Raw genomic sequence first — 15,780 nt, 5'->3', positions numbered from 1 at the left:
GCACCCGGTGACGGCGGCGAGCCGCGCCCGCGAACTTGCCTCCGGGGTGCGAAAGACCTTTCCCGGCAGCGATCTCGCGCTGTGGGCGGCCGGTGCCACCTATTTCGGGGTCATCGGCCTCGTGCCGCTGGCGCTGGCGTCGCTGTGGGCCGTCGGCGCGCTGGTGGGGCCCGAGACCGTCACCGCCGCGATGAACGCCGGCGTCGACGGGCTGCCGCAGGGCCACGGCACCCCCGAGGCGTTGCGCAAGCTGACCGAGGTCGCACTGTCGATGTCGTGGGTGCAGGCGCTGGTGGTGTTGTTCCCGGCCAGCCTCTACGGCGAGGGGCTGCGCCGTGCGTTCGTGCAGATGACCTCGACGCGCGACACCCTCACCGGGTGGCGCGGCCGGGCCGGCCTGCTCGGCGTCGCGGCCGTCGCCCCGTTCCTGGTGCTCGCCGTGCTGGTGGCCGCACCGTACGTCGGGCCGCTCTACGCCGGCAGCGGATGGTCACTCGTGTGGGGCGTCGTGGTGGCCTTCCACGTGGTGTGGGTGACCGTGTCGACGGCGCTGGTCGGGGTGTTCGGCCTGATCGGTCCGGGCCGAATCGCCCTGCGCGCCTTGCTGATCGGCGCCTTCTCGACCGGCGCGATACTCGCCGGGTTCCTGCAGGGCTTCATCCTGTTCCTGGCCATCCCGGTCGAGTGGTCGGCGCCCTTCGGTGGGCTGCCGATCGTGGGGGCGGTCTCGGCGTTGGCGCTGTGGCTCTTCGTGCTGCACATCCTGGTGCTGTGCGGTTTTCGGGTGACCGTCGTGCTGGACGAGGCGCTGCGGGAACCCGCGAGCTAGCGGCCGGGGGACGGCGGACCTGGCTGACACGTCGGGCACCACCAGGTACGTCGTCGCTCGGGATCGCCGCTCACCTCGGCGACGACCCGAACGGTGGTGCCGCAGCGCAGACATGGTCGTCCGGCGCGGCCGGCCACCCAATGCTGTTCGCCCTTGCGGCGCGACCCGGTCGTCACCTGCATCGCGCCCGCAGTGGTGGCCGAATGACGCAGTGCCCGGGCCCCGAGCTCGAGCAGCGCGACGACGTCCACCTCCGCGATCGGCGTCCACGGTCCGAGGCCACGCAGAAAGCACAACTCGTTGGCCCACAGGTTGCCGAACCCCGCCACGCACCGCTGGTCGAGAAGCGCGGCCACCACGGGTCGGGTGGGGTCGGCCCCCACCCGCCGGACGGCGTCGTCGAGATCCCAATCCGGGCGCAGCGGATCGGGTCCGAGATGGCCGACGGCCCGCGCTTCGTCACGCGTCATCAACAGGTCGACGCGGGGCAGCCCGACGCCGTAGGCCGCCGGGCCGTCGGTGCGCAGCACCACCCGGACGTCGGGCATGACGGTGCGCGGCAGCCATCGGCCGGTCGGGGACACGGTCCACGAACCCGACATCATCAGGTGCGTGTGCAGGGTGAGGCCGTCGGAGAAACGGGTCAGGAGGTGCTTGCCATGAGTCTCGTGGCCCAGCACCGTGTGCCCGGCGAGGTCGGCCGTCGCGTGCCGAGGCACCCGCAGCCGGCCGTGGGTCAGCGTGCGCCCGCGTAGTGCGTCGTCGAGCCGCCGCGCCAGCACGTAGACGGTGTCTCCTTCGGGCACGACCCGTCACCCTCCCGTGCTCTGCTGGACACGCCGAACGGCGGGTGGCCGGCCTCGACTCCGAACCACCCGCCGCGCTCGACTACCCCTTGCCGTTGGCGGCGATCTCGGCCTCGGCGGTGGCCTGAATCAGGGTAAGCAATTCGGTGTCCAGGCCGGGCGCGAACTCCTCGCGTCGTTCGGGGGCGATGGTCATCGGGAAGCCCTCCGGCATGACGGCGGTGCTCAGCACGGTGTCGTCGTTGGACGGTGACGCGCCCCGGTAGAGCTTGTCCGCCTGGCTTTCGTCGTCGGCGCTGAAGGTGTACTGGATGCTCTGCAAACCCGCGTCGACGAGCTTCTTGACCTCGGGGAACTGCTCGGCGTTCGTCTTTGGAATGGGCAGTGCCGCACCCCAATTGACCCCAAGGCTCTCCAGGGCCTTGGCGAACGCGCTTTCGTGCGCCTGATCGCGGACGATGAGGTAGGCGATGGTCGAGCGCGCCGTCTTGTTGTCCGTCATCTCGTAGATGCGGCACTTCTGCAGTCGGCCCGTCGACTCCAGCATGAGGTTGTACAACAGGTCCAGCACGAGGTTGCCACTGTTGTAGACGTAGGACCCGCTCCACGGGTTGCCCGCCGAGTCGACCGGGAGCGCGCCCTGAGCCCCGACGAGGTAGTGGTGGATGTTGCTGGTGTCCAACGCGATCTTCAGCGGGGTCGCACCCTTGGCGCCGGGCTGGTCGACCGGGTCGTCCTTCTTGCCCTGGTAGGCAGGCGACCCGTCGAGCAGGCGCGAAATGGTGGTGCCGATCAGTTCGACGTGGCTGATCTCCTCGGTGCCGACGCCCTGGATCAGATCCTTGTACGGCTTGGACGTCGGGTCACCGCGAAAGTTGATGCTCTGGAACAGGTATTGCATCATCGTGCGCATCTCGCCGAACTGCCCGCCGAGACCTTCCTGCAGGGCGTTGGCCGCGGCCGGATCGGGCTCGTCGACGGCGATTTCGTTGATCAACTGTTGGGTGTGCAGATACATCTGGTTCTCCTCAGTCGTCATGCCCGTCATCCGCGTGCCAGAACCGCCGCCGACTGCGCCGGTGGTCGGCTCAGCTGCGAATGGGTCGAGAGGCGTCGCCACGGACGTGGCAGTGACGTGGGCGGTAGCCCGTAGTGGAATTGGCCGGTGGAATTGGCCGGTGGAATTGGCCGGTGATGCTCACGGTGTTGGAAGCACCTGCCGTCGGTCGTGTACCCGGGCGTCAGGCGCGCAAACTTGGCCCCACCCATGCGACTCTCTGATCTCCGAAGGTCCTTGTGTGCGAATGGGTTTCGAGCCTCGGCGCCACGGTCGGCAGGTGCGGTACGGTCGCCCCCGCGCCGCAGGGGTTTCAACCGGGGCGGATCCGAGCATGTGCAGCCCGTGAGCCGTCTGGCCCACGTCGTCACGCGCGGAAGACCGCAGAGAGGTCGAGGGAGTTTCATGAGTGAACACGACATGTCCGACGAGGCCCGGAAGGGTCTGATCGACTCGGTCAAGGGCAAGGCCAAGGAAATCGCCGGGGCCATGACGGGCAACGATTCGCTGACCGCCGAGGGTCAGCTCGAACAGACGCAGGCTCGGGAACGCAAGGAGGCCAACAGCGTCCAGGCCGTTGCCGACGCCGAGGCCGAGCAGGCCCGCGAACTCGCCACCGAGGCCAGGCTCGAGGGAGCCCAGGAGCGGATCGCCGTCGACGCACGGACCGCGTCGGTCGAGAGTTCCATCGTGACGGAGCAAGCCGCGCAGAAGGCCGACGCCGAACGTACCGCCCAGCAGGAGGCGCAGCGTGCCGCCGCCGAGGCCGAGGCCCAGGCCGAGCGCGAGGTGCAGCGCGCCGAGGCTCAGGAGCGGGTCGACGTCCGGGCCGCCGCCAGCGAGGCCACCGAGGCCGTCGACGAGCATCAGGCTGCCGTCGAGAATGCCGAGGCCACTCGCGCCGCCGCCGAGGCCGCCAGGGAGCGGGCCGACCGCCTCACCGACAACGCCGACCTTCCCTGACCGACGAACGACTTTCGAGGACCGAACATGAGCATCGTGACCATCCCCCGAACCATCCTGCGGTTGCAGTACCAACTCGTCCGCCTGCCACTGCAACTCATCGAGGAGCGCGTCGTGTCCAGGCTGGACGCCGAAGCGCCCGCCCGACTCGTCTACGAACGCTCGCTGGGCGTGCTGGACGCGACCGTCGGAAATGCGCTCGGCGACGCCCGCCTCAAGCGCACCGGAGCCTCGCTGGCCAAGCGCAGCGACGAACTGGCCCGCGCCGCTCGACTGGAGGATGCGGCCAACGAGGAGCTGCGGCGGGCCGAGGCAGATCTGCGGGCGTCGCGCGAGAACGTGGTCGACGAGGTGCGGGATGCCCGTGCGCAGCGGGAGCAGAGCGTCGACGAGGCCGCGGCCGCAGCGGAGAAGCGCACGCGCGCCGCCGCCGACGCCGCCCAGAGGCGAGCCGGGGCCACCAAGAAGGAGGCCGACGACATCGCCGCTCGGCTGACCAAGCAGGCCGAGGCCGCCAAGCGCGCCGACGAGCAGCGCATCGAATCCGTCGAGAAGCGGGTGACCGCCGCCGCCGAGGACACGTTGGACGACGCCAGGCAGAAGCAGGATGCGGCCCGTGCCAAGCGTGCCGACGCCGACCGGCTCGAAGAGCTCGCCGACACGGAGAAGGAGAAGCGTCGAGCCGAGCGCTCCACCGACTCCTGAGTGCTACTGGCCCGCGTTGTGGGCCAGGTCGATGGCGTACTGGGGGACGAAAGTGCCCGCGCCGGCCCCTCCGCGGCACGAGCCGTCGGATTCACCGGGGCGCTTGACCCACAGGAACGCGTCGATGTTGCCGTTGCCGGTGTTGGCGGTGGGAGCGGCACCCAGCGCGCGGCCGCTCGGGTTGCACCAGTAGAGCGGGTCACCCTCGACGGGTCCGTTGCCGTTGCGGGACGTGTCGATGACGTAGGGCTTGCCGCCGACCATGCCCGAGATGGCGTCGCCGTAGCCGGTTTCCTCGCCGGTGGTGAAGAAGTTGGCGGTGTTCAGGCTGAAGCCTCGGGCCTTGGCGATGCCGACCTGGTTGAGCCGCGCGGCCATCTCGTCGGCGCTGACCCACCGGGAGTGACCGGCGTCGACGTAGACCGCCGTGCCAGGGTTGCGGGTTAGGGTGTCGACCGCGTAACTCATCAGGTCGAAGCGCTCCTGGCGCTGGTCACCGGAGAGGCAGTCCGCCATGGCCAGTGCGTCGGGCTCGAGGATGACCGCCGCAGGACCGCCGCCGATGTCGGCCGCCACGGCGTCGATCCACCCGCGGTAGGCGCCCGCCGAGCTGAATCCTCCCGCGGCGAAGCTGCCGCAGTCGCGATGCGGAATCCCGTAGAGCGCGAGGATCGGCATGGTGCCGGCGGCTTGGGCGTCGGCGATGTACTTGGCGTCCACGGCCGGGGTGGACAGGTGGTCCATCCAGTAGGCGGTGGGTGTGTTCGCGATGGCGGTCAGCTCGGGGCTGCCCGCGCCGTTGGCTGCTCGCGTCGCCTTGGAGTTCGGGTTCACGTAGAAGGGCAACGTGGCCAGCGGGTTGCCGTCGGCGGCCAGCCGCACCGCGGGCGCGCTGGTGACGTGGACTGGATCCGTGGCGAGCACGGTGGCGGCAACGGCGGCGACCGCGAGGAAAGGGGAGATCCACCGTGCGACGGCACCGGCAGCTGAGGACATCACCCCACGAAAGCTAACGGCCTCGGGGCCGGAGTGCCAATCGCCGACGCTCCGCCGGGAGGCGCCCGCGGCGCGAACTCCCACGGGGCGGCGGTGAGACTATGGCGCCATGACTGCAACGCTCGTCGCGAAGGACGTGGCCGGCGGATTCGCTCACCGCACGCTCTTCGAGGGGCTCGATCTGACGGTGGCACCGGGTGACGTCGTCGGGGTCGTCGGCGCCAACGGCGCGGGCAAGAGCACGCTGCTGCGCATCCTGGCCGGGGATCTCGAGCCGCTCGAGGGGACGGTGAGCCTCGCGCCGCCGGACGCGTTCGTGGGCTGGTTGCCGCAGGAGCACGAGCGGGTGCCGGGGGAGACCGTCGCCGCCTACGTCGCGCGCCGCGCCGGGTGCACCGCCGCGACGAGGGCGATGGACGACGCGGCGGCGGCACTGGCCGACGAGGGCGCCGGTCCGGGCGGGGTGGACCCTGCCGACGTCTATGCCGCCGCCCTGGATCGGTGGCTCGCCAGCGGCGCGGCCGATCTCGACGAGCGGCTGCCCGCGGTGTTGGCCGACCTGGGGCTGGACTCGGCCATGGTGCGACCGGACTCCACGCCGATGACCGCGCTGTCGGGTGGGCAGGCTGCGCGGGTGGGGTTGGCGGCGCTGATGGTGTCGCGCTTCGACCTGGTGTTGCTCGACGAGCCCACCAACGATCTCGATCTCGACGGCCTTGCCCGGCTCGAGCAGTTCGTCCACGACCTTCGCGGCGGAGTGGTGCTCGTCAGCCACGACCGAGAGTTCCTGGCGCGCAGCGTGACACGGGTGCTCGAACTCGACCTGGCTCAGAACACCACCACGGTCTTCGGCGGCGGTTACGAGAGCTATCTGGAGGAGCGTGAGGTCGGGCGTCGGCACCGGCGCGAACAGTACGACGAGTACGCCGACAAGAAGGCCGACCTGGTGGCGCGCGCCCGGACCCAGCGGGAGTGGTCCAGCCAGGGGGTGCGCAACGCGATGCGAAAGGCACCCGACAACGACAAGAACCGGCGGCGAGCGGCCACCGAGTCCAGCGAGAAGCAGGCTCAAAAGGTGCGGCAGATGGAGAGCCGCATCGCGCGGCTGGAGGAGGTCGTCGAACCGCGCAAGGAATGGAACTTGGAGTTCACCATCGGCGCCGCACCGCGGTCGAGCTCGGTCGTCGCCACCCTGGCCGACGCGGTGGTGCGACAGGGCGACTTCGTCCTGGGCCCCGTGTCGATCCAGGTCGACGCCGGCGAACGCATCGGCATCACCGGGCCCAACGGCGCGGGCAAGTCGACCCTGTTGCGGTTGCTGCTTGGCCGTCAGGTGCCCGACGAGGGACGCGCGAGCCTGGGGGCCAGCGTGGACATCGGGGAGGTGGACCAGGCCCGCGCCGACTTCACCGGTGGCGGCCGTCTCGTCGACCGCTTCTCCGAGCGCGTGCCGGACTGGACCACCGCCGACGTGCGCACGCTACTGGCGAAGTTCGGGTTGCGCGCCGACCACGTCGAACGCGAGGTCGACGACCTGTCGCCTGGGGAGCGCACCCGCGCCGGGCTGGCGCTGTTGCAGGCCCGCGGTACCAACGTCCTGGTGCTCGACGAGCCGACCAACCACCTCGACCTGCCGGCGATCGAACAGCTCGAACAGGCCCTAGACGGCTATGACGGTGCGCTTCTGCTGGTCACCCACGATCGGCGGATGCTGCAGAACGTGCGGTTGGACCGCACGTGGGTGGTGGACCACGGGCGGGTCACCGAACGGTAGACCCGCCCCGGGCCGCTCACTCCAGGACGAAGACGGGGATCTGTCGATCGGTCTTGGTCTGGTATTCGGCGTAGGGCGGGTAGGCCTCGACGGCCAGCTTCCACCACTGCTCGCGCTCCGCGCCCTCGATTTCGCGCGCGGTGAGCTCGAAGACCTTGTCCCCGTCCTGCACGGTGACCGCGGGGTTGGCCTTGACGTTGAAGTACCACGACGGGTGCTTCGGGTCGCCGCCCTTGGAGGCGACCATGGCGTACTTGCCGTCTGATTCCACGCGCATCAGCGGGACGTAGCGCTTCTTGCCCGACTTCACCCCGGTGGTGGTGAACAGGACGATCGGGCGGTCGAGCACCTCGACGCCGTCGGTGGTGCCCTGCTCGAGAATGCGCTTGGTCTGGTCGCGCACCCAGTCGGTCGGGCTCAGTTCGGCTTTGGTTTCGGCGTTGTCAGTCACCCGCCCGTCAACACCGAAGGCGCCGACTTTATTCCCGGATTCCCGGTTCGACTTTCGGGCCGTCTTCGACCTAGGTGACGACGGGTACGACGACCTCGTTGCGACGACGGAACGGCAGGGTCCAGGGCGGGTCGTAGAACCAGGCCTGCGGCTCGCCGGTGACTTCGATTCCGTTGTCGCGCAACGTTTTTCGCAGTTCGTCGGACTTCTTCGCGATCGTCGCGGGACCGCGGTCGCCGGTGAAGCGGAGCACGGCCATGGTCTCGGCCGGCACCTCGACCAGGCGCACCCTGTCGTCGTCGGGGGTGGGCAGGGTGGCAAGAGTCCACTTGGACGGCATGAAGAAGCGGATGACCCAGCCGTTCTCGTCGTCACCCGAGCGAGTCACCGGGGCAGTCATCGCGATCTTGGACCCGGTGGACCCCGCCTGGCTGACCGGAGCCGTCATGGCGATCTTGTCGGAGCCCCCGTTGCCGCCGAAGATGTAGCGCGCCAGCCTGCGGAACCCCTCGTTGCGCGCACGTTCTTCAGGCGCCTCGACGGTGGTCTCGGCGGCGATGCGGGGTCGGTAGCGGCGGATCTCGAGACCGCCGGTCAGCCGTTCGGTGTCGTGCGGTGGCTCCTCGGTGCCCACGCGGATGCCGACGATGCCGAGCACGGATTCGGCGACCTGCGTCACCACGTTCGTCACTTGGCCCAGCGGGTTCGTCATGGCTCGACGGTACCCGGGCGATGCGAGCCGTAGTCGTCGTCGGCGTTTGAGACCCCGCGGGGGCGGGGATGTCGTCAGCACCGAGCAGATAGGAGGGTGGCCATGACACGGACGACCGTGACCAGCGTGTTCGACCGCGCGGTGGACTTCGTCCGCCCGGCCGGCGGGCGGCGAGTCATCGGGCAGCCCCATGTCCCGCTGCTGGCGCTGATGGCCCCGTCCGGCACGACGGCTCGTGCCGCGGGATCGGCGCTGCGGCGATGACGGCGTTACCCCCAGACCCGGACCCCGCCGAGATCCCGACGGTCGGCGACGCTCACGGGGTCGAGCCCGGTGAGACCCCGCCCGACTCGGGCTCCACGGCTCAGTCGGCCAATCAGGACCCGCCCCCGCGCCGTCGGATGACGCCGGTGGGCGTGGCGGCGCTCATTGCGGTCGGGTTGCTCTTCACGATCTTCCTGATCGTGTCCGTGGTGTACCTGCTGCAGGTCGCGGGCGTGCTGGACCGGTGGTGATCCGGCGGTCACCAGGATGCGAAGCGCTCGCTGTCGCGTCTGCGGTACCGAAGGTCATTCGGTCGGGGGCTGGGTAGCGCCTCCCACCGTTGGCTGGTGGAACTCCACGTCCGGTGGCTCGACGTCCTGGCCTGCCGCGCGGTCGGGCGACCGTGGTGCCGAGTTTGGTTGCCGCCGTTGCGCTTTGCCTCGTACATGGCCGCATCGGCGGCGGCGATGAGCTCGGTGATGACGTCGTGCGCACCGTCGCCGGCCGGAATCTCGGCGATCGGGACGCAGGTGGTGCCGACGCTGGCGGTGGTCGCGAACGGCAGTACTTCGATCGCCCGGCGCAGCCCGTGCCCGACGGCGCGGGGGTCGGCGTCGCCGAGGTCGACGGCCACCAGGAACTCCTCACCTCCGGCGCGGCCAATCACCGAGCCGCGTGGGGCGTGATCGCGGAGCGCGCGCCCGACCGCCGCCAGGGCTCGATCGCCGTGGCTGTGCCCATGGGTGTCGTTGAGGCGCTTGAACCGGTCGAGGTCGATCATCGCGATGAGCAGTGAACCCTCGCGGTTGGTCGCGGCAAGGGCTCCGGCCCGCCGGAGGAAGGCCCTGCGGTTGTACAACCCGGTGAGGGGGTCGCGGTCGGCCTTCAGCAGGTCGACACCCAGGGTGTGGACGATGATCTGCACGCCGTAGGGGACGGCGACGTTGCCGATCAGCACCACGGCGTAGGCGCTGACGGTGCGGACGTAACCGTCGGAGCCGACGAGCGCGACGGCGGGCACCGCCGTCACCGCGATCACGACCAGCAGGTTGGCCACCATCAGAGCGGGCGTGTGGAAGAGCGCGATGTAGCCGGAGATCGACGCGAACGTGGTGCAGCCCAGCATCGCCGTCAGCGGGTCGCTCTGGGCGAGCACCGCGCACGCGATGCTGAAACTAGCCGTGACGGAGAAGACGATCGACTGATTCTTGGTCGGGAAGTGGTGCAGCCACAGCGCAGCGCCGGCGAGGCCGCCCAGGCCGGCCAGCACGCTGAGTGTTCGTTGCAGGGGCGAGGCGGGCGGTGCCGAGCCGAGCAGTACGACGAACGGGACCGCCGCCAGGCACGACGTGACTGCGACGACTACCCCGCGCGTCATCGTGGCCATGCGGCGGACGTGGAGGAAGGCGCTCAACCACTCGAAGTGGTCTGGCTGACGCCACCACCATCGAATCGACGTCACCATCGAGCTTCCCCTGCCTGGCCGCTACCCGGACCGCGTTGACGTTCGACGCATTTGCCAGATGTGCGACGAAATGTGTCTTCGGTAGCGTCCGGTAGCGGTTGACTCTACCGCTGCCACGGGCTGGTCGGGACGGCAAGATCATGGTGCCCCGACCGGGGGTGATCAGCCGGTCGGTTCGGCTGCCTCGTCGGACGACGTATCGTCGGGCGTGGCCGCGGCACGGCTGTCTTCGGGTCGATCCTCGGCGTGCTGGGTGTAGGACGTGCGGTGTTCGCGCGGTTGGTCCTCGTAGATTCCGCTGCCTCGGGGCATGGCTCTCCGCTCGTTGTCATTGCGGGACAGGGTGCGGTTTCCCGGGCCGCCGCGCGACTCAAACGGTGTGCTCGACCACAGCGCTTCCGTCGGCGCCGAAGCCGCGCAGGATCGTCTCGAGATGTCGACGCCACAGTTGCGCGCCGCGGTGGCGTGGGTCGAGGCGCTCGGACTGAATGACGCCACGCAGGGCCCAGATGGCGGCGGTGACGTCGTCGGGGGTGATCTGCGGCCCCACCGCGCCGACGCGTTGCGCGCCGGCCAGCAGTTCGGTCGACAGGCCACGGAGGTGCTCGACGAGGGGTCGGGGTGCGAGCTCGCCCCACACCGGTGCCGACAGTCCCGACTTGAGAGCGAGTTCGACGCCGACGGTCCGCAGAAACGTCTCGAGACCGAGATCGGGGGGACCGGCCGCAGCGGCCTCGGCAGCGTCGACGAGGCGGCGGAAGAACCCGCTCAGTACCTCGTGGACGAGGGCGTCCTTGTTGGCGAAGCGGCGGTAGAGCGTTGCGGGTCCGACCCCCGCAGCCCGTGCGACGTCGTCGAGCGTCGCATCGGGTCCGTGTTCGGCGAAGACCGTCTCGGCGGCGATGATCAGCCGTTCACGGTTGGCGGCAGCGTCTCGTCGCACGACCGACCTCCTGTCTGCGCCGGCGGAATCGAATCCAGCTCGGCGGCGTTCTGCATATGTGAGAGTACGACTATCGCTTATGGGTGCGGCGTCAACGCCGCCGCGTGCACCACGGCGACGACGACGGAGGAAGACATGAGCAAGGTCTGGTTCATCACGGGGTCATCGCGCGGTTTTGGGCGCGCCCTGGTTCAGGCGGCACTCGACGCCGGGGACGGCGTGGCCGCCACCGCCCGTCGGCCCGAGGGCCTCGCCGACCTCGTCGAGACGTACGGGCAGCGCGTCGTGCCCCTGGCTCTGGACGTCACCGACCCCGGTCAGGTCACCGCGGCCCTCGAGGCGACCAGGCAACGGTTTGGCCGCGTGGACGTCGTGGTCAACAACGCCGGCTACGCCAACGTCGCGCCCATCGAAACCGGTGACGGTGCCGATTTTCGCGCGCAGTTCGAGACCAACTTCTGGGGCGTCTACCACGTCTCCAAGGCCGCGATCCCGGTTCTGCGCGAGCAGGGCGGCGGGTTGATCGTGCAATTCTCCTCGATGGGCGGACGCGTCGGCGGCTCGGCGGGCATTGCGTCCTATCAGGCCGCGAAGTTCGCCATCGACGGCTTCTCGCGAGTGCTCCAGGTCGAGACCGCCCCGTTCGGCGTCGACGTCCTCGTCGTCGAGCCAAGCGGCTTCGCCACCGACTGGGCGGGCTCGTCGATGGCGATCGCCGACGTCCCCGACCGCTACGCCGACACGGTGGGTGCGATGAACGCCATCCGTGCCAGCGACGCGGTCTCGGCGGGCGACCCGGCCCGGGCCGCGGCGATTCTGGTCGAGATGTCGCGTCGCACCGACCGCCCGTACCACCTGCCGCTGGGCGTCAACGCCGTGGAGGGTTCGATCCGCCACGACGAACGCCTGCTCGCCGAGGACCGCAAGTGGGCGGCGGTTGGCAGGTCCGCCGACTTCGCCGAGCCCTTTCCGGTCGACATGCCGGCGTGAGACCCACTGCCGCGACGCGCTTACGGCCCGCCCTTCCAATGCTCGATGCGATGGTGGTCGGGCGTGAAGCCGTGGTCGACGCCCCACAGCACCGCCTTGGTGCGACTGGTGACGTCGATCTTGCGATAGACGGTGCGGATGTAGGACTTGACCGTGTTGGGCGACAGATAGGTCAGGGCTGCCACCTCGGCGTTGCTCTTCCCCTGGGTGATCAACGCCAGGATCTCGGACTCGCGGTCGCTCAACCCCTCCCCGCGGCCGGGCCAGTCCAGGCCCACCGCGGTGCGGGAGCGGGCCGGCGCCTCGCTGATCACCATCTCGCCGGCGTGGACGGCCTCGAGCGCGGCCACCAGATCTCGTGCGGGCAGCGTCTTCGACAGATACCCGTGCGCACCATGGCGTTTCGCGCTCTCGATCAGATCCGGATGGAAGTTCCACGTGTACACCACCACGCGTCGGGCGCGTGGATTGGCGACGAGGACCCCGATCTCGTGGTGGTCGGACTCCGGCTGAGCGAACGAGTCGTACAGGACGACGTCGACCGCATCGCTGACGCCCATCGTGGTGTCCAGCTCGGCCACCACGATTCGGTCGCGGTAGTTGTCGAACATGTTGGCCACGCCCATCACGACGACGTCGTAGTCGTCGACCAGTGCGACGGTGATGGGTCGCTTGTCGGCAGGGGCCACGGGAAGGGACATTACCGCCCTAGGGGTGTACCCGGACCACCCCAAAGGGTCTTTCCTCCACAGCTGTGATGAGCCCGATCGACACCTTCGCCCACGAGCACCCACTCCGTGATCGAATCTGTTGTCGCTCAACGGGCGTAGGTGTTGCCGCACCCGGGTACGTGGACCGAGCATACGTCGGTTCACGAGTGGAGGAACAATGGCTAGTGGTGTGGCAACGGTGTGGATGCCCGTCGAGGACATGAGTCGGGCATTGAAGTTCTATGGCGAGACCCTCGGCCTGAAGGTCAAGAGCGAGGGTGAGGATTGGTCCGAGCTCGACGCGAACGGAGTGTCCATCGGGCTCAACGGCCGCGAAGAGACCCATGGTGAGAGCACCGGCGGGGCGGTGCTCACGCTGCAACCCGACGGCACCCTCTATGACGAGCTCGTTCGTCTCACCGACGCGGGCGTGACGTTCGTCGGCGAGGTCAGCGAGCATCCGTGGGGCCGGATCGCGGCCTTCAAGGATTCCGAGGGCAACGACCTGCAACTGTTCGAGCCGCCGTCGGAGTGACGCAGACGTTCCGAAGAGCCCCAGTGTCGTTGGCACTGGGGCTCTTTCGTCTGACCGTCAGGACCGGATGGCGGTCTGCTTCTCGAGGAACGCCGCCGTGTCGTAGAACGTCCGGAACGCGTCGACGGTCGAGCCGTCGGAGGATTCGAGCACGCTCACACCGTCGTAACCGACTGGCGAACCGTTGCTCAGCGTGCCGTTGGACGTCCACTCCAGGAATGCGATCCCATCCCCGGTGACCACGTGGTGGAAGGTCGACTCGATCTCTCCGAAGACGTTGCGGTACTGCTCCCAAAAGGTCCGTGCTCCGTCGCGGCCGCTCTGACCGTGCGGCATGCCGGCCTTGTTCAACGTCGCATCGTCGGAGAACAGTTCGACGAGCGGATCGGGGTCGCCGTCCTGGTGCAACCGACCGAGGGCGTCGACGAACTTCTTCGTCAGGTCATCCATTCGTGGGACGTACCCTGCCCGGCTGCCGGCAACCGAAGATGACGTGAACGTCAGACTCTGCCGCGTAGCAGGAGATTCCAGTAGACCTGCGGAAGGCCGAAGCGGTCGAATGCCCACGCGGTCCGGCGAGGTTTGAGCGGGTCGAGGAACGACGGCAGCGACGAGGCGAGGGCACCGTCTCTGGTGAACTCGCCGGCGATCAGGTGGCGGGCGTCGGTGGCGATCGGCGCGACGGTGTAACCGTCGTAGTCGGACACCGTTGTCCTACCGGCGCGCGCGGCCAGCAGATTGTCCACCATGATCGAAACTTGCGGGCGCAGAGCACCTCCGGACGGATCGGTCGACACGCTCGCCGCGTCCCCGACGCCCCACACGTTCGGGTGCCTGCGATGCCGCATCGTCGCGGGGTCGACGTCGGTGACGCCGGCGGCGTCGTCGGTCGCCAGGCCCGAGGCGCCCAGCCACCGTGGCCCGCGGAACGGAGGCACCAGGTGCAGAAGGTCGTAGGGGATGGGGCGCACGGTGCCGTCGCGGCGGTCGGTGACGGTGATGTGGCGGTCGGCGGGGAACAACCCGGTCACCCCGGTCTCGTCGAGCACCTTCACCCCGAGACGGTGAAGCTCCGCACGGATCTTCCCGTCCAGTGCGGGGGCGTCCAAGAGTGTCGGGCGGTCGACGACCAGGGTCATCTCGACGTCGGAGAGTCGGCGTGTCCTCGACCAGTGGGCGGCGGCCAAGAACAGGGGTTTCATCGTGGTGCCGGTACAGCTGACCGGGGGCCGCGGGACGGTGAACACGGCATGGCCGCCAACGGGAATGCGCTGCACCAGGTCCCACGTCTTGTCTGCGGCGTCGAGGTAGTTGCTCGCCACCGCGGGACTGTCCATCGCGGTGTCCACCCCGGGAAGTTCGTCGCTGTCGGGCACCAGTCCTGGCGCGAGGACTAGGTCGCGGTAGTGCAGCTCGTGGCCCGACGCGCAGCGCACCGTCCGAGCTTCGGCGTCCACGCCGACGGCCGAATCCCGAAGCCAGGTGCAGCCCTTCGGCGTGACCGAGCGCTGGGTGCGTTCGGCACTGCGCATGTCCGCCAGCCCGCCGCCGACATAGGACAACAGCGGCCGGTAGGTGTGTACCGCATTGGGCTCCAGCACCGCGACGTCCGTCACGCCCTTCTTGAGCAGGCGCGCGGCGGCACTGATACCGCCGTTGCCCCCGCCGACGACGACGACGTCAAAGGTGGTGCCGACGTTGCCGGCGGATGCGGTCATGACAGGGGCTTACCCGCCGTTGGTGAATCCACGCCCCCGTCTACGAGACGCGGGAGGGCGTGGGTTATTGGTCGCGTGATCGGGGATTCGAACCCAACGCGGCGGGGCATGTGCTGATCACCGCCCCCAAAGACGCGACGGAGCAACGACGTGACCACGATCTTCACCGAAGAACTTCCCGACCAGACCGACCCGCTAAGGGTGCCGACCGGCGTGTACCCGCCCCAGGAGGATTCGGCATTGCTGATCGGGGCGCTTCGGGCGTCGGGCCTGGCTGCCGGGAGACGGGTTGCCGACCTGTGTTCTGGCAGCGGCGTCGTCGCGTTGGCCGCTGCCCAGCAGGGCGCCGCGACGGTCGCCGCATTCGAGATGAGTTCCCGTGCGGTCGACTGCGCCAGGGCCAACGCCGCGGCGGCCGGGCTTCCGGTGAAGGTGCACCGCGGATCATGGACTCGGGCTGTCGAATTCGAGCGCTTCGACGTCGTCACCTGCAACCCGCCGTACGTGCCGTTCGACGACGGCGCCGACGACACGCCGGTGGCCGAGTCGGCAGGACCTGCCGCGGCGTGGAACGCCGGTCGCGACGGGCGTCGGATCCTCGACCCGCTGTGCGAAAGCGCCGCCGAGCTTCTCACCGACGGCGGCTCCATCTTCATCGTGCACTCCGAGTTCGCGAACGTGGATCGCACGGTCGCGGATCTGTCGGCGGCCGGCCTGCGAGCCCGTGTGGTGGCCGAGCAGTGGATTCCCTTCGGGCCCGTGTTGACCGCGCGGGCGCTCTGGTTGGAGCGGATCGGGATGTTGGAGACGGGCCGCCGTCGCGAGCGCTTGGCCGTGGTGCGCGCCGACCGCGTGTGACCTG

General features: G+C 69.3%; 20 protein-coding genes. 9 read left to right on the top strand and 11 right to left on the bottom strand.

The annotated features are described in order from the left end of the window. Positions 1 to 7: 7 nt before the first annotated feature. A complete protein-coding gene (locus H7K45_RS07375) occupies positions 8 to 829 on the top strand; it encodes a YhjD/YihY/BrkB family envelope integrity protein (protein WP_263995139.1) in 822 nt (273 codons plus the stop codon). On the opposite strand, the gene H7K45_RS31445 is transcribed toward H7K45_RS07375, so the two are convergent. Next, on the bottom strand, positions 826 to 1,635 hold the full coding sequence (locus H7K45_RS31445; protein WP_263995138.1) for a DNA-formamidopyrimidine glycosylase family protein: 810 nt from the start codon (positions 1,633 to 1,635) through the stop codon (positions 826 to 828). The two genes, H7K45_RS07375 and H7K45_RS31445, sit on opposite strands and share 4 nt — an antisense overlap. An 82-nt stretch (positions 1,636 to 1,717) precedes the next feature. Then, on the bottom strand, positions 1,718 to 2,653 hold the full coding sequence (locus H7K45_RS07365; RefSeq protein WP_372512523.1) for a manganese catalase family protein: 936 nt from the start codon (positions 2,651 to 2,653) through the stop codon (positions 1,718 to 1,720). A 444-nt stretch (positions 2,654 to 3,097) separates the two neighbouring features. Between H7K45_RS07365 and H7K45_RS07360 the strand changes: the two genes are divergently transcribed. Continuing rightward, on the top strand, positions 3,098 to 3,655 hold the full coding sequence (locus tag H7K45_RS07360) for a CsbD family protein (RefSeq protein WP_263995136.1): 558 nt from the start codon (positions 3,098 to 3,100) through the stop codon (positions 3,653 to 3,655). A 27-nt stretch (positions 3,656 to 3,682) separates the two neighbouring features. Continuing rightward, positions 3,683 to 4,360 carry an IF2 family translation initiation factor gene (locus H7K45_RS07355; RefSeq protein WP_263995135.1) on the top strand — a complete coding sequence of 226 codons (678 nt, stop codon included), beginning with the start codon at positions 3,683 to 3,685 and terminating at the stop codon, positions 4,358 to 4,360. 3 nt (positions 4,361 to 4,363) lie between these two features. Here the strand turns inward: H7K45_RS07355 and H7K45_RS07350 are convergent, their stop codons facing one another. Next, positions 4,364 to 5,356: a glycoside hydrolase family 6 protein gene (locus H7K45_RS07350; RefSeq protein WP_263995134.1), complete on the bottom strand. Its 993-nt coding sequence runs from the start codon at positions 5,354 to 5,356 to the stop codon at positions 4,364 to 4,366. Positions 5,357 to 5,465: 109 nt separating this feature from the next. On the opposite strand from H7K45_RS07350, the gene H7K45_RS07345 reads away from it, so the two are divergent. After that, positions 5,466 to 7,130: an ABC-F family ATP-binding cassette domain-containing protein gene (locus H7K45_RS07345; RefSeq protein ID WP_263995133.1), complete on the top strand. Its 1,665-nt coding sequence runs from the start codon at positions 5,466 to 5,468 to the stop codon at positions 7,128 to 7,130. A 16-nt stretch (positions 7,131 to 7,146) separates the two neighbouring features. On the opposite strand, the gene H7K45_RS07340 is transcribed toward H7K45_RS07345, so the two are convergent. Further along, complete coding sequence (locus H7K45_RS07340) at positions 7,147 to 7,581, bottom strand: nitroreductase family deazaflavin-dependent oxidoreductase (RefSeq protein WP_263995132.1); 435 nt, start codon at positions 7,579 to 7,581, stop codon at positions 7,147 to 7,149. Between the two features lie 70 nt (positions 7,582 to 7,651). Continuing rightward, complete coding sequence (locus H7K45_RS07335; protein WP_263995131.1) at positions 7,652 to 8,293, bottom strand: SOUL family heme-binding protein; 642 nt, start codon at positions 8,291 to 8,293, stop codon at positions 7,652 to 7,654. Between the two features lie 102 nt (positions 8,294 to 8,395). On the opposite strand from H7K45_RS07335, the gene H7K45_RS07330 reads away from it, so the two are divergent. Continuing rightward, positions 8,396 to 8,557, top strand: a complete 162-nt coding sequence (locus H7K45_RS07330; protein ID WP_263995130.1) for a hypothetical protein — start codon at positions 8,396 to 8,398, stop codon at positions 8,555 to 8,557. Next, on the top strand, positions 8,554 to 8,808 hold the full coding sequence (locus H7K45_RS07325; RefSeq protein WP_263995129.1) for a DUF6480 family protein: 255 nt from the start codon (positions 8,554 to 8,556) through the stop codon (positions 8,806 to 8,808). Before H7K45_RS07330 ends, H7K45_RS07325 begins: the two co-directional genes overlap by 4 nt. 8 nt (positions 8,809 to 8,816) lie before the next feature. On the opposite strand, the gene H7K45_RS07320 is transcribed toward H7K45_RS07325, so the two are convergent. The 3 genes from H7K45_RS07320 to H7K45_RS07310 all read right to left on the bottom strand — a co-directional run bounded on the left by H7K45_RS07320 (position 8,817) and on the right by H7K45_RS07310 (position 10,965). After that, on the bottom strand, positions 8,817 to 10,022 hold the full coding sequence (locus H7K45_RS07320; protein WP_263995128.1) for a GGDEF domain-containing protein: 1,206 nt from the start codon (positions 10,020 to 10,022) through the stop codon (positions 8,817 to 8,819). Between the two features lie 162 nt (positions 10,023 to 10,184). After that, complete coding sequence (locus H7K45_RS07315; RefSeq protein ID WP_263995127.1) at positions 10,185 to 10,334, bottom strand: hypothetical protein; 150 nt, start codon at positions 10,332 to 10,334, stop codon at positions 10,185 to 10,187. Between the two features lie 58 nt (positions 10,335 to 10,392). Continuing rightward, positions 10,393 to 10,965 carry a TetR/AcrR family transcriptional regulator gene (locus tag H7K45_RS07310; RefSeq protein WP_263995126.1) on the bottom strand — a complete coding sequence of 191 codons (573 nt, stop codon included), beginning with the start codon at positions 10,963 to 10,965 and terminating at the stop codon, positions 10,393 to 10,395. A 135-nt stretch (positions 10,966 to 11,100) separates the two neighbouring features. Between H7K45_RS07310 and H7K45_RS07305 the strand changes: the two genes are divergently transcribed. Next, positions 11,101 to 11,955, top strand: coding sequence for an SDR family NAD(P)-dependent oxidoreductase (locus tag H7K45_RS07305; protein WP_263995125.1), 855 nt, complete (start codon positions 11,101 to 11,103; stop codon positions 11,953 to 11,955). Between the two features lie 20 nt (positions 11,956 to 11,975). Here the strand turns inward: H7K45_RS07305 and H7K45_RS07300 are convergent, their stop codons facing one another. Continuing rightward, positions 11,976 to 12,644 carry a LuxR C-terminal-related transcriptional regulator gene (locus H7K45_RS07300; protein ID WP_263995124.1) on the bottom strand — a complete coding sequence of 223 codons (669 nt, stop codon included), beginning with the start codon at positions 12,642 to 12,644 and terminating at the stop codon, positions 11,976 to 11,978. 199 nt (positions 12,645 to 12,843) lie between these two features. On the opposite strand from H7K45_RS07300, the gene H7K45_RS07295 reads away from it, so the two are divergent. Further along, entirely contained in the window at positions 12,844 to 13,200 is a 357-nt protein-coding gene (locus tag H7K45_RS07295) for a VOC family protein (RefSeq protein WP_263995123.1), read from the top strand. A 57-nt stretch (positions 13,201 to 13,257) separates the two neighbouring features. Here H7K45_RS07295 and H7K45_RS07290 read toward each other — a convergent pair whose 3' ends face one another. Beyond that, positions 13,258 to 13,650, bottom strand: a complete 393-nt coding sequence (locus H7K45_RS07290; RefSeq protein WP_263995122.1) for a nuclear transport factor 2 family protein — start codon at positions 13,648 to 13,650, stop codon at positions 13,258 to 13,260. Positions 13,651 to 13,700: 50 nt separating this feature from the next. After that, the gene (locus H7K45_RS07285; protein ID WP_263995121.1) at positions 13,701 to 14,918 is read right to left on the bottom strand and encodes an NAD(P)/FAD-dependent oxidoreductase; all 1,218 of its coding nucleotides are present in this window, start codon (positions 14,916 to 14,918) and stop codon (positions 13,701 to 13,703) included. A 150-nt stretch (positions 14,919 to 15,068) separates the two neighbouring features. Between H7K45_RS07285 and H7K45_RS07280 the strand changes: the two genes are divergently transcribed. Then, positions 15,069 to 15,776, top strand: coding sequence for a HemK2/MTQ2 family protein methyltransferase (locus tag H7K45_RS07280; protein WP_263995120.1), 708 nt, complete (start codon positions 15,069 to 15,071; stop codon positions 15,774 to 15,776). Positions 15,777 to 15,780: the final 4 nt, after the last annotated feature.

Source organism: Mycobacterium yunnanensis (assembly GCF_025823185.1).
Taxonomy (GTDB): Bacteria; Actinomycetota; Actinomycetes; order Mycobacteriales; family Mycobacteriaceae; genus Mycobacterium; species Mycobacterium yunnanensis.
The sequence above is the reverse complement of the archived record's forward strand: the minus strand, read 5'-3'. Positions and strand labels throughout refer to the sequence as shown.

Bases quoted from the DNA above. Each gene is read 5' to 3' on its own strand.
- H7K45_RS07365 (WP_372512523.1), bottom strand. From the start codon at position 2,653: ATGTATCTGCACACCCAACAGTTGATCAACGAAATCGCCGTCGACGAG.
- H7K45_RS07360 (WP_263995136.1), top strand. From the start codon at position 3,098: ATGAGTGAACACGACATGTCCGACGAGGCCCGGAAGGGTCTGATCGAC.
- H7K45_RS07355 (WP_263995135.1), top strand. From the start codon at position 3,683: ATGAGCATCGTGACCATCCCCCGAACCATCCTGCGGTTGCAGTACCAA.
- H7K45_RS07350 (WP_263995134.1), bottom strand. From the start codon at position 5,356: ATGTCCTCAGCTGCCGGTGCCGTCGCACGGTGGATCTCCCCTTTCCTC.
- H7K45_RS07345 (WP_263995133.1), top strand. From the start codon at position 5,466: ATGACTGCAACGCTCGTCGCGAAGGACGTGGCCGGCGGATTCGCTCAC.
- H7K45_RS07335 (WP_263995131.1), bottom strand. From the start codon at position 8,293: ATGACGAACCCGCTGGGCCAAGTGACGAACGTGGTGACGCAGGTCGCC.
- H7K45_RS07330 (WP_263995130.1), top strand. From the start codon at position 8,396: ATGACACGGACGACCGTGACCAGCGTGTTCGACCGCGCGGTGGACTTC.
- H7K45_RS07325 (WP_263995129.1), top strand. From the start codon at position 8,554: ATGACGGCGTTACCCCCAGACCCGGACCCCGCCGAGATCCCGACGGTC.
- H7K45_RS07320 (WP_263995128.1), bottom strand. From the start codon at position 10,022: ATGGTGACGTCGATTCGATGGTGGTGGCGTCAGCCAGACCACTTCGAG.
- H7K45_RS07315 (WP_263995127.1), bottom strand. From the start codon at position 10,334: ATGCCCCGAGGCAGCGGAATCTACGAGGACCAACCGCGCGAACACCGC.
- H7K45_RS07305 (WP_263995125.1), top strand. From the start codon at position 11,101: ATGAGCAAGGTCTGGTTCATCACGGGGTCATCGCGCGGTTTTGGGCGC.
- H7K45_RS07295 (WP_263995123.1), top strand. From the start codon at position 12,844: ATGGCTAGTGGTGTGGCAACGGTGTGGATGCCCGTCGAGGACATGAGT.
- H7K45_RS07290 (WP_263995122.1), bottom strand. From the start codon at position 13,650: ATGGATGACCTGACGAAGAAGTTCGTCGACGCCCTCGGTCGGTTGCAC.
- H7K45_RS07285 (WP_263995121.1), bottom strand. From the start codon at position 14,918: ATGACCGCATCCGCCGGCAACGTCGGCACCACCTTTGACGTCGTCGTC.